The organism is Pseudomonas putida, assembly GCF_050990305.1.
Taxonomy (GTDB): Bacteria; Pseudomonadota; Gammaproteobacteria; order Pseudomonadales; family Pseudomonadaceae; genus Aquipseudomonas; species Aquipseudomonas putida_AH.
In genome coordinates this window covers 6,164,930-6,180,610 of record NZ_CP158817.1, presented here as the reverse complement: position 1 = coordinate 6,180,610, position 15,681 = coordinate 6,164,930, and the positions used below count along the sequence as shown (strand labels likewise).

General features: G+C 60.0%; 14 protein-coding genes and 1 riboswitch. Of the genes, 5 read left to right on the top strand and 9 right to left on the bottom strand.

Annotation, left to right across the window (positions count from 1 at the left end; genetic code table 11):
* Positions 1-39 precede the first annotated feature (39 nt).
* The 4 genes from ABTV22_RS28095 to ahcY all read right to left on the bottom strand — a co-directional run bounded on the left by ABTV22_RS28095 (position 40) and on the right by ahcY (position 5,569).
* Positions 40-1,899, bottom strand: coding sequence for a DEAD/DEAH box helicase (locus ABTV22_RS28095; protein WP_433737589.1), 1,860 nt, complete (start codon positions 1,897-1,899; stop codon positions 40-42).
* A gap of 222 nt (positions 1,900-2,121) precedes the next feature.
* On the bottom strand, positions 2,122-2,937 hold the full coding sequence (locus tag ABTV22_RS28090; protein WP_433737588.1) for a substrate-binding periplasmic protein: 816 nt from the start codon (positions 2,935-2,937) through the stop codon (positions 2,122-2,124).
* Positions 2,938-3,132: 195 nt separating this feature from the next.
* On the bottom strand, positions 3,133-3,978 hold the full coding sequence (gene metF / locus ABTV22_RS28085; RefSeq protein WP_433737587.1) for a methylenetetrahydrofolate reductase [NAD(P)H]: 846 nt from the start codon (positions 3,976-3,978) through the stop codon (positions 3,133-3,135).
* A 181-nt stretch (positions 3,979-4,159) separates the two neighbouring features.
* Positions 4,160-5,569, bottom strand: coding sequence for an adenosylhomocysteinase (gene ahcY / locus ABTV22_RS28080; RefSeq protein WP_433737586.1), 1,410 nt, complete (start codon positions 5,567-5,569; stop codon positions 4,160-4,162).
* 23 nt (positions 5,570-5,592) lie between these two features.
* Positions 5,593-5,695: riboswitch (S-adenosyl-L-homocysteine riboswitch) on the bottom strand.
* Positions 5,696-5,893: 198 nt separating this feature from the next.
* Between ahcY and ABTV22_RS28075 the strand changes: the two genes are divergently transcribed.
* Positions 5,894-6,298: an acyl-CoA thioesterase gene (locus ABTV22_RS28075; protein ID WP_433737585.1), complete on the top strand. Its 405-nt coding sequence runs from the start codon at positions 5,894-5,896 to the stop codon at positions 6,296-6,298.
* 181 nt (positions 6,299-6,479) lie between these two features.
* Positions 6,480-7,367 carry a formate/nitrite transporter family protein gene (locus tag ABTV22_RS28070; protein ID WP_433737583.1) on the top strand — a complete coding sequence of 296 codons (888 nt, stop codon included), beginning with the start codon at positions 6,480-6,482 and terminating at the stop codon, positions 7,365-7,367.
* Here the strand turns inward: ABTV22_RS28070 and ABTV22_RS28065 are convergent, their stop codons facing one another.
* Positions 7,368-8,537, bottom strand: coding sequence for an MFS transporter (locus ABTV22_RS28065; RefSeq protein WP_433737582.1), 1,170 nt, complete (start codon positions 8,535-8,537; stop codon positions 7,368-7,370).
* Between the two features lie 277 nt (positions 8,538-8,814).
* Between ABTV22_RS28065 and ABTV22_RS28060 the strand changes: the two genes are divergently transcribed.
* Positions 8,815-9,648, top strand: a complete 834-nt coding sequence (locus ABTV22_RS28060; RefSeq protein WP_433737581.1) for an EamA family transporter — start codon at positions 8,815-8,817, stop codon at positions 9,646-9,648.
* 32 nt (positions 9,649-9,680) lie between these two features.
* Positions 9,681-10,064 (top strand): MAPEG family protein, encoded by a 384-nt coding sequence (locus ABTV22_RS28055; RefSeq protein WP_433737580.1) that lies wholly within the window; start codon positions 9,681-9,683, stop codon positions 10,062-10,064.
* A 108-nt stretch (positions 10,065-10,172) separates the two neighbouring features.
* Here the strand turns inward: ABTV22_RS28055 and mltA are convergent, their stop codons facing one another.
* A complete protein-coding gene (gene mltA / locus ABTV22_RS28050; protein ID WP_433737578.1) occupies positions 10,173-11,348 on the bottom strand; it encodes a murein transglycosylase A in 1,176 nt (391 codons plus the stop codon).
* 128 nt (positions 11,349-11,476) lie between these two features.
* Between mltA and ABTV22_RS28045 the strand changes: the two genes are divergently transcribed.
* On the top strand, positions 11,477-11,926 hold the full coding sequence (locus ABTV22_RS28045; protein ID WP_433737576.1) for a c-type cytochrome: 450 nt from the start codon (positions 11,477-11,479) through the stop codon (positions 11,924-11,926).
* A gap of 129 nt (positions 11,927-12,055) precedes the next feature.
* Here ABTV22_RS28045 and ABTV22_RS28040 read toward each other — a convergent pair whose 3' ends face one another.
* The 3 genes from ABTV22_RS28040 to metK form a co-directional block, all read right to left on the bottom strand.
* The gene (locus ABTV22_RS28040) at positions 12,056-12,451 is read right to left on the bottom strand and encodes a DUF1090 domain-containing protein (protein ID WP_433737574.1); all 396 of its coding nucleotides are present in this window, start codon (positions 12,449-12,451) and stop codon (positions 12,056-12,058) included.
* A 96-nt stretch (positions 12,452-12,547) separates the two neighbouring features.
* Entirely contained in the window at positions 12,548-14,227 is a 1,680-nt protein-coding gene (ligB, locus tag ABTV22_RS28035) for an NAD-dependent DNA ligase LigB (RefSeq protein WP_433737572.1), read from the bottom strand.
* Positions 14,228-14,479: 252 nt separating this feature from the next.
* The gene (gene metK, locus ABTV22_RS28030) at positions 14,480-15,670 is read right to left on the bottom strand and encodes a methionine adenosyltransferase (RefSeq protein ID WP_433737571.1); all 1,191 of its coding nucleotides are present in this window, start codon (positions 15,668-15,670) and stop codon (positions 14,480-14,482) included.
* Between the last annotated feature and the right edge of the window lie 11 nt (positions 15,671-15,681).

Here is a 15,681-nt window from a genome sequence, read left to right as displayed (position 1 = left end):
GGTCTTTCGAGCCGGGGCATTTTTTATTACTGCGACAAATCAGCGATTGCGGGTCAGCAACGCTGGTTTTTCGCCCCGTGGGCGGCTAGGCAGTTGATCCAATTGCTCAGGTGTCGGGAAGCGATCCGCTTTCGACTCCTTGTGCATGATCTTCGGCCCGCTGCGTGGGTTCTGTACGGCCGGTTCGGCACGGGACTGGTCGTCACGGGCCGGGCGGCGATTGCGCGAATCTTCGCGGCGGGCCTGGCCGTCACGCGGGGCACCGTTGCGTGGACCACTGCGTTTGCCCGGTGGTGTACCGGTGCTGGCGCCATCGCTGTTACGCGGGCCGTTCTGGCGACCCTGTGGTTTGCCACCCCGTGGCGCGCCCGAGCCTGCGCCCTGGGCAGGTGCACCTGGACGGCGGCCACGGCCTGGAGCCGGGGCTTGCTTGGGCACGTAGTCGACGCGGTTACCGAAGTTATCGATATCGTCGTCCAGGAACTCGTCTGGAGCACGATCAGCTGCGGCGCGTGGCGGCTGGCTTGGGCGTTGTTCACGGCTGCCTTCACGAGGTTTTTGCTGACGGGCAGGGCGCTCACCGCGCTCGGTTTTCTCGCCAGAGCCAGGTTTTTCCTTGCCCTTGTCCTTGCCCTTGTCTTTACGACCGCCGCCACCACCGTTCGGGCCGTCGCCGCGCGGGCCACGGGCATTGCGCGGGTTGCGCATGTCCGGACGTTCGCGGGCTTCCGGTTTTTCAGCTTCCACGGCGCTGGCATCGAAGCCCATCAGGTCGCCATCGGCGATCTTCTGCTTGGTCATGCGTTCGATGCTTTTCAGCAGTTTTTCTTCGTCCGGGGCCACCAGCGAGATCGCCTCGCCCGAGCGACCGGCACGGCCGGTACGACCGATACGGTGCACGTAGTCTTCGTCAACGTTCGGCAGTTCGAAGTTGACCACATGAGGCAACTGGTCGATGTCCAGGCCGCGCGCGGCAATATCGGTGGCAACCAGGATGCGCACGGTACCGGCCTTGAAGTCGGCCAGGGCTTTGGTGCGGGCGTTCTGGCTCTTGTTGCCGTGGATCGCAACAGCGCTCAGGCCATGCTTGTCCAGGTACTCGGCCAGGCGATTGGCGCCGTGCTTGGTGCGGGTGAACACCAGCACCTGTTCCCAGGCGCCTGCGGTGATCAGGTGCGCCAACAGCGCACGCTTGTGGCTGGCAGGCAGGCGGAACACACGCTGTTCGATACGCTCGACCGTGGTGTTCGGCGGCGTGACTTCGATTCGTTCCGGGTTGTGCAGCAGCTTGCCGGCGAGGTCGGTGATGTCCTTGGAGAACGTGGCCGAGAACAGCAGGTTCTGCCGTTTGGCCGGCAGACGGGCCAGGACTTTCTTCACGTCATGGACGAAGCCCATGTCGAGCATGCGGTCGGCTTCGTCCAGCACGAGGATTTCCACGTGGGACAGGTCGACGCTGCCTTGTCCGGCGAGGTCGAGCAAGCGGCCAGGGCAGGCCACCAGCACGTCTACACCACGGGACATGGCCTGAACCTGAGGATTCATGCCCACGCCGCCGAAGATGCAGGCGCTGACGAATTTCAGGTCACGGGCATAGACCTTGAAGCTCTCGTGCACTTGCGCGGCGAGTTCGCGAGTGGGGGTCAGGACCAGAACGCGCGGCTGGCGCGGGCCGTGACGCTGGGATTTGTCCGGGTGACCGTTGGGGAACAACCGCTCCAGGATTGGAAGGGCGAAACCGCCGGTTTTACCAGTACCTGTCTGTGCCGCGACCATCAGGTCGCGACCTTGCAACACGGCGGGAATGGCCCGCTGTTGCACCGGAGTAGGCTCGGTATAGCCCGCATCTTCAATGGCGCGGACCAAAGCCTCGGAGAGACCGAGGGAAGCAAAGGACATGAGTAATCCTGTTTTAGTTAGGGCTTGGCCCAATGGGAGTCTTGCCTGGCGCGAATGGCGTTTAAGAGGACGCTATCCCGTCCGGTCCTGCTGGGTTTCGAAAGCTCGTCTGGAGCGCTCGCGCGGGCTGAAAAGCTGCGCTGTAGCGGGGTCGAGATGCCTAGAACGATTCCGAGCGTCCGGGCGTGAGCCTGGCGGGAAGGCCGGAGTATAACAGAGCAATCACTGTGCGCCGCTTTCCTGCTGCTCAACGGTTTTTGTATGGCTGATGGAGACACTCGTGGCATTCGTTGAGTTTGTCGGGGCGGCGCCGTAACGGGCGCTCAGCTCCGCGTAGGCCGGTTCGCGCTTGAAACGTTTGAGTTCGGCACCGAAGCGCTGCACCAGCAAGTCCATGCCGGCATTGCGGCGTACCGCAAGAAACTGGCTCTGCTGGCTGATAACGGTTGGGTTTTCGGTAATTTTGTCGCGGATGTTCAGCTCGTCGAGCAAATGCTGGCCCACCCGGCGGTCGGTAATCAGCAGGTCGATTCGTCCACGCACCAGTTTGCCGAAGTTGGCTTCATGACTGGGTGCCGGCTCACGGGTGAACAGTGCCGACTCCCTGAAATCCGGGCTGTACAGATAACCCGGTGAGGTGCCTATGGTGAGGCCGCGCAATTCGTCGAGGCTACGAAAGGGGTGCGGCCGCTCGTTGGCGTAGAACATCACGAACTGGACTTCAGACAGCGGTTCGCTGGGGTAGAGCAGGGTCGCATCGCGCTCATCGCTGTGGAAAATGTCCAGCGCGCCATCGGCCTGACCCGTTTCGAGCATCGACAGGCAACGTTTCCATGGCAGGAACTGCCACTCCACCTCGATGCCCAGGCGTTTGAAGACAATCGCCGTGGTTTCGTAGTCCAACCCAAGGGATTTACCGTTCTCTTCGTAGACGTAAGGCGCCCAGGGTTCCGTGACAATGCGCAACTTCTCGCCTCGAGCTGCAAAGCTCAGGCAAGTGAAGACAAACACGGCGATTAACTGTGTGATCAAAGGCATGGGCTTGAGATTACGACGAGAAACGGGAAAGAGCCAGAAACTGGCTGCAGATGCTCTAACTCCGTGGATTGCTGCACATTAATAGTGCGTTGAAAGCAAAAAGATCGCAGCCTACGGCAGCTCCTACAGAAGTTACACATTCCAATGTAGGAGCTGCCGAAGGCTGCGATCTTTTGATCTTGCTTGTAACAATGACTAGCGCGGCAACTTCAGGTTGTTCCACACCGCCAGGCTCGCTTCAGCCTGATTGAGTGTGTAGAAGTGCAGCCCTGGTGCGCCGCCCTGCAGCAGGCGTTCGCACATCTCGGTGATGACTTGCTCGCCAAAGCGCTGAATGCTTTGGGTGTCGTCGCCGTACGCTTCCAGTTGCTTGCGGATCCAGCGCGGGATTTCCGCACCGCAGGCATCGGAGAAGCGAGCCAGTTTGCTGTAGTTGGTGATCGGCATGATGCCTGGCACGATCGGGATGTTCACGCCCAGTGCTCGTACACGCTCGACAAAGTAGAAGTAGCTGTCGGCGTTGAAGAAGTACTGGGTGATCGCACTGTCGGCACCGGCGTTGGCCTTGCGCACGAAATTGGCGATATCGTCTTCGAAATTGCGCGCTTGCGGGTGCATTTCCGGGTAAGCGGCGACTTCGATGTGGAAATGATTGCCGGTCTCTTCACGAATGAATTCAACCAGATCATTGGCGTGGCGCATTTCGCCGCTGGCCATGCCCATGCCCGATGGCAGGTCACCGCGCAGAGCAACGATACGGTTGATGCCGGCGGCCTTGTACTGGCTCAGCAGGCCGCGCAAGTCGTCCTTGCTGTCGCCCACGCAAGACAGATGCGGTGCGGCAGGGATTTTGACTTCGCTTTCGAGTTGCAACACGGTGTTGAGGGTGCGATCACGGGTCGAACCGCCAGCGCCGTAGGTGCAGGAGAAGAAATCTGGATTGTACGTAGCCAACTGACGAGCAGTGGCGATCAGCTTTTCATGCCCAGCGTCGGTCTTCGTAGGGAAGAACTCGAAGCTGTAGCGACGATCTTGGGACATGGTCATATCCTTGGAAACGCGTAAGCCTGTGGGGCCGGTTTGTTCGCAATCGCCAGCAAGCCGGCTCCTACAGGGAGGTGTCGTACACGCAATCGCGCACGACCGATCCGTTGTAGGAGCCGACTTGCTGGCGATACAGGCGACACGGAGTTGCATAACCCCAGTATCGCCTGTGAGCGAATCAGTAGCGGTAAGCGTGCGGCTTGAACGGACCTTCGACGGTCACGCCGATGTAGTCGGCCTGGGTCTTGGTCAGTTTTGTCACAACGCCGCCGAAACCGCGGACCATTTCCAGGGCCACTTCTTCGTCGAGCTTCTTCGGCAGTACTTCAACGGTCAGGCGCTCGGCTTTCTGGGCTGGCGACAGGTCGGCGTACTTCTGGCCGAACAGGAAGATCTGCGCCAGTACCTGGTTGGCGAACGAACCGTCCATGATGCGGCTTGGGTGGCCAGTGGCGTTGCCCAGGTTAACCAGACGGCCTTCGGCCAGCAGGATCAGGTAGTCGTCGTTCTGTGGGTCGAAGCTGCCAGCACCGGTACGGTGGATCTTGTGAACCTGCGGCTTCACTTCTTCCCATGCCCAGTTCTTGCGCATGAAAGCGGTGTCGATTTCGTTATCGAAGTGGCCGATGTTGCAGACAACAGCGCGCTTCTTCAGGGCCTTGAGCATGTTCGCGTCGCAAACATTGACGTTACCGGTGGTGGTCACGATCAGGTCGATCTTGCCCAGCAGCGCCTTGTCGATGCTGGCTTCGGTGCCGTCGTTGATCCCGTCGATGAATGGCGAAACCAGTTCGAAGCCATCCATGCAGGCTTGCATGGCGCAGATCGGGTCGACTTCGGAGACCTTGACGATCATGCCTTCCTGACGCAGGGACTGAGCCGAGCCCTTGCCCACATCACCGTAACCGATAACCAGCGCTTGTTTGCCGGACAGCAGGTGGTCGGTACCGCGCTTGATCGCATCGTTCAGGCTGTGACGGCAGCCGTACTTGTTGTCGTTCTTGCTCTTGGTTACCGAGTCGTTGACGTTGATGGCCGGGATCTTCAGTTCGCCCTTGGCCAGCATGTCCAGCAGGCGGTGAACGCCGGTGGTGGTTTCTTCGGTCACGCCGTGTACGCGATCCAGTACCTGTGGGTACTTCTTGTGCAGCAGCTCGGTCAGGTCGCCGCCGTCGTCGAGGATCATGTTGGCATCCCAAGGCGCGCCATCTTTCAGGATGGTTTGCTCCAGGCACCACTCGTACTCTTGCTCGGTTTCACCTTTCCAGGCGAAAACCGGGATACCGGCAGCAGCGATGGAAGCGGCAGCCTGGTCCTGAGTCGAGAAAATGTTGCAGGACGACCAGCGCACTTCGGCACCCAGGGCAACCAGGGTTTCGATCAGCACGGCAGTCTGAATGGTCATGTGGATGCAGCCGAGGATCTTCGCGCCCTTGAGCGGTTGCTCTTCGGAGTACTTGCGGCGCAGACCCATCAGGGCCGGCATTTCGGATTCGGCGATGATGGTTTCGCGACGGCCCCAGGCAGCCAGGGACATGTCGGCGACTTTGTAATCGTTAAAATCTGCAGGCGTGATAACAGCGCTCATGAAGAGCCTCCATTCGTAAAGTATGCGAATGGGCGCCGTTGTGCGTTTAGTGTCGGGCCGTTCAAGGCCTGGCAACGCCCCATCCGAGCCTGACAGGTCTAGCCTGCTGCAGCGCCCCTCGGACAGGTGGCGGGAAAACGGTAGCAAGTGCAGGTTACCGTTTTGAAACGGGGGCGATTATAGCCGTCTATGCTCATCTTCCAAAGGGTTTCTGTCGGTCAGTGTGCGAACGGTAATGGTGGCCATAGAAGATGCCGAATAGAGCTCTGGCCCGGGGTCTGCCAAGATACCGTTCATCATTCGGCAAGACGCTCAGGAGTGAACATGAATTTCCACACCCGCAAATGGGTCAAGCCCGAAGACCTCAACCCCAACGGCACGCTGTTCGGCGGCAGTCTTCTGCGCTGGATCGACGAAGAAGCGGCGATCTATGCCATCGTCCAGTTGGGCAACCAACGCGTTGTCACCAAGTACATTTCCGAAATCAACTTCGTCAGCGCTTCGCGCCAGGGCGACATCATCGAGCTGGGCATTACCGCCACGGAATTCGGTCGCACCTCGATCACCCTGACGTGTGAAGTGCGCAACAAGATCACCCGTAAAAGCATCCTGACGGTGGAGAAGATGGTCTTCGTCAACCTGGGCGAAGACGGCTTACCCGCAGCGCACGGCCGGACCGAGATCAAGTACGTCAAAGACCAGTTCAAGGATGACGAAACCGTCGCATGATGCAGGATCCGTAGGAGCGAGGCTTGCCCGCGAAGGGTTCACCTCGGTTTCAATGGTGATAAAGGCGACGCCTTCGCGGGCAAGCCTCGCTCCTACAGGAGTTGTTTCGTTTATGAGATAGGTGAACAGTGCCGAATCGTACGTGTCGTAGCTAAATGACACCCTACGGTTGGCTGACACCATGACTATGTCAACAGAAGGCAAGACCCCCGACCTCTCGCCCAAGGAAAAGCACGAAGTCGAGAAGAGCCAGCCGCCCCGAGCGGCGGTTTTGCATGAAATCATCCGCACCCAAGGTGACCAGGAACTGGAGCGCAGCATCGCCGCGCTGTGGTGGTCGGCATTGGCCGCCGGGTTGACCATGGGCCTGTCCTTGATGGGCATGGGCCTGCTCAATTCCCGTTTGCCGGAGGGTGAAGGTTTCAAGGTGATTGCCAGTTTTGGCTACTGCGCCGGGTTTCTCGCGGTAATCCTCGCCCGCCAGCAACTGTTCACTGAAAACACCCTGACGGCTGTGCTGCCGATCATGAGCAAGCCGACGCTGGGCAATTTCGGTCGATTGCTCCGTTTGTGGTCGGTGGTGTTGTTCGGAAATCTGTGCGGCACCTTGCTGGTGGCCTATGTGATGCTGGAGCTGCCGATTTTCGACAGCAAGACCGATGTAGCCTTCCTCGACATCGGGCGCAAGGTCATGGAAAACCCTCCCAGCCAGATGCTCGCCAAAGGCATTATTTCCGGCTGGATGATTGCCACCATGGTCTGGATGATCCCGTCCATGGAGAGCGCCAAGATGTGGATCATCATCCTCATCACCTATTTCATGGCACTGGGGGATTTCACTCACATCGTGGTCGGTTCGCTGGAGGTTTCGTACCTGGTGTTTGCCGGTGAATTGCCGTGGAAGGACTTCTGGCTGGTGTTCGCCGGGCCCACGCTGGTGGGGAACATCATCGGAGGCAGCTTTATCTTCGCGTTGATCAGTCACGCGCAAATTCGCAGTGAGAGCGGGCCGCCAAAAAAAGCAGCGGATCAGGGCCAGGAGCCCGATCCGCGAAAGATCAAACAGTAATCAGCTCGGCACGTTCACCGCAGCCGTAGCGCGACGCTGCAGGTAGATGAAGAACAGCGCGGTCAGCACCGTCAACCCGCTGACCAGTGCGCCTGTCCATGGCAAATCCGCCAGGTCGGCGCCGCTGGCCACCACCAGTCCGCCAATCCAGGCGCCAGCCGCGTTGCCGAGATTGAACGCGCTCTGGTTCAGGGTCGAGCCCAGGTTGGGAGCTTCATGGGTTTGGTCGATGATCAGCAGTTGCAGGATCGGACACAGGGCGAACGCAAAAATCCCCCACAGCACCAAGGTCACCGCCGCCGGTATCACCGAGTGACTGGTCTGGCTGAAGGCGGCCAATACCAGCACCACGGCCAACGCCATGCCGACCAGTGAAGGCAGCAAGCGACTGTCTGCCAGGCGGCCACCGAGCATGCTGCCGGCCGTCAAACCCACGCCGAACAACAGCAGCATGATGGTCACGCCATGGGGGCTGACGCCGGTGATGTCTTGCAGGATCGGTGCGATGTAAGTGAAAACGCTGAACAGGCTGGTCGAGGCCAGCACGCTCATGCCCAGCGCCAGCAGCACGTTGGCCTTGCCCAACACTTTGAATTCGCTGGCGAGGTTGGCTTTGTCCATCGCAATGTTTTTCGGCAGCCAGACCCACTGGGCAATGGCGGCGATCACACCGATCACCGACACCACCCAGAAGGTCGAGCGCCAGCCGGCGTATTGTCCCAGCGCGGTGCCCAATGGCACTCCCAAAACGTTGGCCAGGGTCAGGCCGGTGAACATCATCGCAATCGCCTGGGCCCGTTTGTTCGGGGCCACCAGCCCGGCGGCCACCACCGAGCCGATGCCGAAAAATGCACCGTGGCACAGTGCGGTAATCACGCGAGCGGCCATCAGCGTGGCGTAGTTCGGTGCCAAGGCGCAGAGCATGTTGCCGAGGATGAACATCAGGGTCATGCCCAGCAACGTGGCTTTGCGCGGCATGTTGGCGGTGCCGACCGCGAGGATCGGTGCCCCGAATACCACGCCCAATGCATAGCCGGTGATCAACAACCCCGCATGGGGAATGCTCACCGCGAGGTCGCGGGCAACATCGGGCAGCAGGCCCATGATGACGAATTCAGTGGTGCCGATGCCGAACGCGGCAACAGCGAGGGCAAGCAAGGCGAGTGGCATGCGCAAGGTCTCTGTCGGTAGTCTTGACGCTGTGATCAGGCATACGCATGCCGAAGGCCATTCTTGATGAGAGCGGCCAAGGGCAGATTTTATTGGAATTAGTCTGTGCGCAACTGAGTGCGGCGTGGTCGGTTGCAGTATAAACAGCTGCTGACACATCGCGAATCAATTCTCCACTTCTGTAGGAGCCGGCTTGCTGGCGATGGCGATTTTTGAGGGCGCCATCGCCAGCAAGCCGGCTCCTACAGGTGGTGCGGGTAACAATAAGGAGTGTGCCGTGCTTGCAACAGCACTGGTGTTGGTGGCGGCGCTGTTGCATGCGGCGTGGAATACCCTGATCAAATTCAGCGCCGAACGGTTGCTGGTGGTGGCCTGCATGGACAGCGTGGCGATGTTGTTTGTCGCTGTGATGCTGCCGGTCGTGGCGCTGCCGCCGTTGGATATCTGGCCGTGGATTCTGGCCTCGGCGGCCTTCGAGTTGCTCTATCGCTACCTGTTGATCCAGGCCTATCGGGTCGGCGACCTCGGACTGGTCTACCCACTGATGCGCGGCTTATCGCCGCTGGTGGTGCTGGCGCTGACATTGATCTTCGCCGGGGAGGCGCTGACCCATCAGCAGATCTTCGGGATCTTGCTGATTCCGCTGGGCATGTTGTGCCTGCTGTGGCAGGGCGGCGGCGGAGCGCGCCTGCCTTGGTCGATGTTGCCGGTGGTGGCGCTGATCGGCCTGTGCATCGGTTGCTACACCTTCATCGACGGCCAGGCACTGCGACGCTGGTCGCATCCACTGGACTACCTGGTCTGGGTGACGCTGCTCAGCGCCTGGCCTTTCCCCTTGCTCGCCTGGGTGCGCAAGCGGCCGGCGTTCAAGTTGTTCTGGCGCGAGCAGTGGCGATTGGGACTGGCGGTCGGGTTCTGCGTGTTGTTCAGCTACGCTCTGGTGCTCTGGGCCATGCAGCTGGGGTCGATTGCCGAAGCGGCGGCTTTGCGCGAGATCAGCGTGATCCTGGTGGTGCTGTTCGGCATGCGCTATTTGAAAGAACCTTTCGGTGGGCCAAGGCTCTTAGCCTGTGGGTTGGTATTGATCGGCATGCTGGTGATGAAATTCTGACTGCTCTGAAAACCTGAAGAAGGGACTGCGTTATGACGGTTGCTCTGTGGTGCATTTTGATCGCGATTTTCCTGCCCTATGTCTGTACGGGCATTGCCAAGGCCAGTGGCGGGTATCGTCTGCAAGACAACCATGACCCCCGGGATTTTCTAGAGTCACTCAATGGTTTGGCCAGGCGTGCCCATGCGGCGCAATTGAACAGTTTCGAAGTGACGCCAGCATTCGCGGCGGCGGTGATCGTCGCGCATCTGGTCGGCAATGCGGAGTTGGTGACGATCAATGTGCTGTCGGTTTTGTTCATTACCAGTCGGCTGCTGTACATCATTTGCTACCTGGCGGACTGGGCGATTTTGCGGTCGCTGGTGTGGTTTGTGGGGATGGGGTTGATTGCGGCGTTTTTCGTGGTGTCGGTCTAAGGCCGCTGGAGGCCTGTAGGAGCCGGCTTTCTGGCGATAGCGGCGTATCAATCGACATCAGCGTTTACTGACACGCCTGTATCGCCAGCAAGCCGGCTCCTACGGGATTCATTTAACCGTATCGGCCACCTGCGGCACTTGCGGCAACGCCGCGCCTTTGGGCCACAACATCCAGATCTGCCCTTGCTGCTTCATATCCCCGGCCAGTTGCCCGGCCGCTTCGCCTGTACCCCAGAACAGATCCGCCCGCACTTCGCCGGCGATGGCGCCGCCGGTGTCCTGCGCCGCCACCGGTCGTACCAGCGCTGTGCCGTCCGGTTTGGTTGTGGATAACCACAACAGGCTGCCCAGCGGAATGACCTTGCGATCCACCGCTGCGCTATAACCTGCTGTCAACGGTACGTTCAACGAGCCGCGAGGCCCTTCGTTGCTGTCCGGGTTACGAGTAAAAAACACATAGCTTGGGTTGCTGCCCAACAGTTCCGGAATACGCGATGGGTTGGCCTTGGCCCAGGCGCTGATTGCGCCCATGGTCACGTCTTCCTTCTTCAACTCGCCTTGCTCTACCAACCAGCGTCCGATGGGGCGGTACGGGTGACCATTCTGGTCGGCGTAGGCGATGCGCAGTTGACGCCCGTTGTCGAGTTGAATGCGACCTGAACCCTGGATTTGCAGGAATTGCAGGTTCATCGGATCGGTCAGCCAGGCCACCACCGGTGCCTTGACCCCTTTGGTTTCAATGGTTGCCGCATCGTCGTAAGGCTTGAGCACGCGACCTTCCAGTCGACCGCGCAAGCGTTTGCCCTTGAGCTCCGGGTAAATGCTGTCGAGGGAGACGATGATCATGTCTTCGGGCACGCCGTACACCGGGATGTTGGCGCTGGCGGTCTGGGTCAGGCTGCCGGGGTAGACCGGTTCGTAGTAACCGGTGATCAGGCCGTTGGGGTTGTCGTTGGCGGCGCGCAGGCCGTAGACATCGAGGTTCTGCTTGAGGAAGCCGCGAATGTCGCCGGCGGTTTGCGGCACATTGGTCGCTGCCGCGCAGGTGCCGCCCCAGACCGGGTCGGCCTTGAGTCGCGTGCAGGCGCTGCGCCATGATCCGAAACCGGCGACGAGGTCGCTGTCACTGACCGTCGGCAGTGCTTCCCATGTGGCACTGGAATAGGTGGCCAAGGCATGGGTTTTCGGTTGTTGTTTGTCGCCACCGGTGCAGCCTGCAAGCAGGGCCACCATGGGCAAGGTCCAGGCCAGGCTGCGACGCCATGCCTTGATACGGCTGTTCATGGAGTAATTCCTTTGCCGGTTGCCTGAGTGCTCCATGCCCTCAGGCAACCCTTATTGATAATAGGGCTATTGGTGTTTGCCGAAGAGGCGAGGATACTGGCCGCCGTTTCCCGTGACCTGAAGCCACCATGACTCTTAAAAGACTTACTGTTGTATTGCTGGCCTGTCTGACGTTGTCCGCGTGTGGCGGTGTCGACCCCAACTCGCCGCTCGGTCAGCGCAAAGCCATTTTCAAGCAAATGCTCAAGACCGGTGAAGACCTGGGTGGCATGTTGCGTGGCCGTATTCCGTTCGATGGCCCGAAATTCGCCGACGGTGCGGTAAAACTCGACACGTTGTCTCGCGAGCCGTGGAAGCATTTCCCGCAGGTGCGTGAAGAAGACCACACCAGTGCCAAAAGCGATGTATGGGAACAACAGGCACGCTTTCAGGCAATGGCCCGCGATCTTGAAAGCGCCACCGGTGAATTGGTGATCGCCAGTCAGGTTCAACCCTACAAGGCCAGCAACCTGGGCCCGGCGGTGCAGAAGGTCGAAGATGCTTGCAGCGCGTGTCATAAACAGTTTCGGGATCATTGATTAGCGAACTGCTTTAAATGTGGCGAGGGGATTTATCCCCGTTGGACTGCGTAGCAGTCCCATTTTTCAGGGCCGCTTCGCAGCCCAACGGGGATAAATCCCCTCGCCACAAAAAGCGATCCGCCCGCCTTATTTATCCAGCTCGTCGACCGCTTCCTGCAATTGCTTGCGGGACTCGGCGAGTTTGTCTTTGCGCTTATTGATCTTCTCCGGGTCGCCTTTCTTCATGGCTTTGTCGAGATCGGCCTGACGCTGGCTGACTTCGTGCTTGGCTTCGAGCACTTTGTTTTCGCGCTCTTTTTTCAGTGAGGCGTCGGTGCAATTGGCGGTGACTTCGCTCAGGGCTTTTTCCAGGCCTGCTTGTTGGTCGGCATTGCCGTGGGACTTGGCCAGTTCGATCTGGTTGATGATGTCTTGTTTCTTGGCGGCGCATCCGGTCAGCTCCGGCGCCTCTTCGGCGGCCATCAGCGGGGCGGCCATTGCGCTGCAAAGTGCCAGCAGGGCGAGCGGTAAAAGACGTTTCATATAAACTCCATGTCAAAGGCAATCGTGTCGATGCGGCGATGGCTTGTTTGAGCCCATCGGTACTAACGGGTTCCCGGGCTGCCGGGATTGGTGGCGCTAAAAGCCGTCAATCCCGGCAGCTTGTAATGTTTCTCTCAGGGCCAGAACCTGTGGGTCGCGAAAAAATGCGCTCAATTGCGCTGCCCGTCCCGGTCCGATCCCGGCTTCGGCCTGCCACTGCTCGGTGTCGCGTTGTGCCAGTAGCGGCCATGAGTTGGCGAGGCGTGCCTGGCCTGTCGGCGGCATGCCCAGCGCTTTGAGCCAATGAGCGAATGGGCGTTGCCGGGCAGTATCGAAGCTGGAAGCAAGGCGCGTTGCACTGCGTTCGCCGAAACCGTCAATGTTAGCAAGCTCTTGGGCATCGAGGGTCAACCATTCCAACAGACTGCCGAGGCGATCTGCTTCAAGCAGTTTTTCCCAAGTACCGGGGCCGACACCTGGCAAGGCCAGGCCTTGTTTGCCACTGAGCCAGGCCAGGCGCGCGAGAAACTGACTTTCGCATCCCGATGTCGGCTGCCAGCAGCTCAGCGGATGAAAATCCTCTGCCTGGGGCACATTCAGGCTCAGGCGTTCAGTGCTGCGCAATACGACACTGTCCAACCTGGGAATGGTCAGGCCCGCCAGGCTGATGGCGACCTGATCGCCCGGCCGTATGTCCAGTGCTTGCCAGCGCTGCAGGGAGCTTACGCTGACACGCTTGATCTGCCGGTCATCGAGCGTGACTGGCACCAGTTCCAGTACCGGGGTGATCCGCCCGGTTCGGCCGATCTTGAAGTGAACCTTGCGCACCTCCGCCAGCGCCTGGGCGAAAGGGTACTTCCAGGCAGTGCTCCAATAGGGCGGCTTGGCTTGCCAGCGTTCGGCGCTGGGGCGTTGACCTTGTCGCAGGACGATGCCGTCGCTGGCGAATGGCAGGGGCGAGCGATACCAGTGATCACGCCAGCGCTGCGCATCGGTCAAGGTGCTGATCGGTTGGCTGTACGGGGCTGTGTCTGGAAAGCCCAGCTTATCCAGCACCGCGGCGCGCTCTGGCAGGGACGCCGGACCTTGGGGCCAATCCCAGACAAATAGGCCGATCCCGGTTGCCTGTTCCTCGCTCAAAGTCTTGCGATTCATCAAACCTGCGACCGTGGTGCGGGCATTAAGGCTGCCGGCCTGGGCCTGTACATGCTCCGGCAGGCGCCAGTAGAGCTCGCCTTGCACCAGCAGGTCCAACGGTTGCGACAGTTGTTGGGGGATGGCCGCAATCTGTCGTGCCGAAGCGGTCCAGTCCTGGCCATGCGAACCGTCACCCCGGCTGATCGCCTGGGTCAGCAAGCCATTGCGATAAATCAACGTCACGGCAACGCCATCGACCTTGGGTTGGGCCCAGACGTCCTTGCGATCACGTAGCCAGCGTTCGACGGCTGGCTCATCGTCCAACTTATCCAGACCGGTGTGGGCAATGGGGTGGGCGATTTTGCCGCGTGCAGTACCTAACGGATTGGTTGTGGCGTACAGGTTGAAGCATTGGCGCCATTGGGCGAAGCGTGCGCGGGATTGGTCATAGAGTTCGTCGGCGACCAGTGGCTTTCCTTCGCGGTGATAGCTGTCGTCCCAGCGATCGATTTGTTTTTGCACAGTGGCGACTTCGTTGAGGGCGCGTTCTGGAGGCCAGTCGGGGCATTGGGTGGCGTTGGCGTTGAGGCAGAAAAGGGTCAGCAGGCAGGTGAAAAACAGGCGCAGGGTGAGGGGCATCGCGAGCTTCCTTGCTCATTGGTGGAGAGCTTGAAGGCTAGGTCAGTGTGGAATGGGCATTTCGCGGGTGTTTTGCCAAATATTTTTGTTGCCTGGGCTGACCTCATCGCGAGCAGGCTCGCTCCCACAGGAAAATGCATTCCATTGTGGGAGCGAGCCTGCTCGCGAAGGGGACGACGCGGTGCAAAGCCAAAAGCAAAAAAAGCCCCGCACGGAAAACCGTGCGGGGCTTTTGGTGCAGCCGGGAAGGGCTTACAGGCCGGCAGCGGAACGCAGGGCGTCGGCGCGGTCGGTTTTTTCCCAGGTGAACGTGGTGAAGGTGTCGTCGCCCACGGTCTTGGTGCCCGGGATGCGGCCGAAGTGGCCGTATGCCGCGGTTTCCTGGTACATCGGGTGCAGCAGGTCGAGCATCTTGGTGATCGCGTATGGACGCAGGTCGAACACTTCGCGGACCAGTTTGATGATCTTGTCATCGCTGATCTTGCCGGTGCCGAAGGTGTTCAGCGAGATCGAAGTCGGTTGGGCGACGCCGATGGCGTAGGACACCTGGATCTCGCAGCGCTCGGCCAGGCCAGCCGCGACGATGTTCTTGGCCACGTAACGACCGGCGTAGGCCGCCGAACGGTCAACCTTCGATGGATCCTTGCCGGAGAACGCGCCACCGCCGTGACGGGCCATGCCGCCGTAGGTGTCGACGATGATCTTGCGACCGGTCAGGCCGCAGTCGCCCACTGGGCCGCCGATGATGAACTGGCCAGTCGGGTTGATGTGGAACTGGGTGTCTTTGGACAGCAGCTCGGCAGGCAGCACGTGCTTGACGATCAGCTCCATCACGCCTTCGCGCAGGTCGTTGTACGAGACGTCCGGGTTGTGCTGGGTCGACAGAACCACGGCGTCGATGCCGACAACCTTGCCGCCTTCATAACGGCAAGTCACTTGCGACTTGGCGTCCGGACGCAGCCAAGGCAGCAGGCCGGATTTGCGGGCCTCGGCTTGCCTTTGCACAAGCTGGTGCGAGAAGGTGATCGGCGCTGGCATCAACACGTCGGTTTCGTTGCTGGCGTAGCCGAACATCAGGCCCTGGTCGCCGGCACCCTGATCTTCAGGCTTGGCGCGGTCGACACCCTGGTTGATGTCAGGGGACTGCTTGCCGATGATGTTCATCACGCCGCAGGTCGCACCGTCGAAACCCACGTCGGAGCTGGTGTAGCCGATGTCGGTGATCACGTCACGAACGATCTGCTCCAGGTCAACCCAGGCCGAAGTGGTGACTTCGCCGGCAATGATCGCTACGCCCGTTTTCACCAGAGTCTCGCACGCCACACGGGCGAACTTGTCTTCAGCGATGATGGCGTCCAGCACCGCATCAGAAATCTGGTCGGCGATTTTGTCCGGATGCCCTTCAGACACGGACTCGGAGGTGAAAAGGGAGTATTCGCTCATCTCGATGTTTT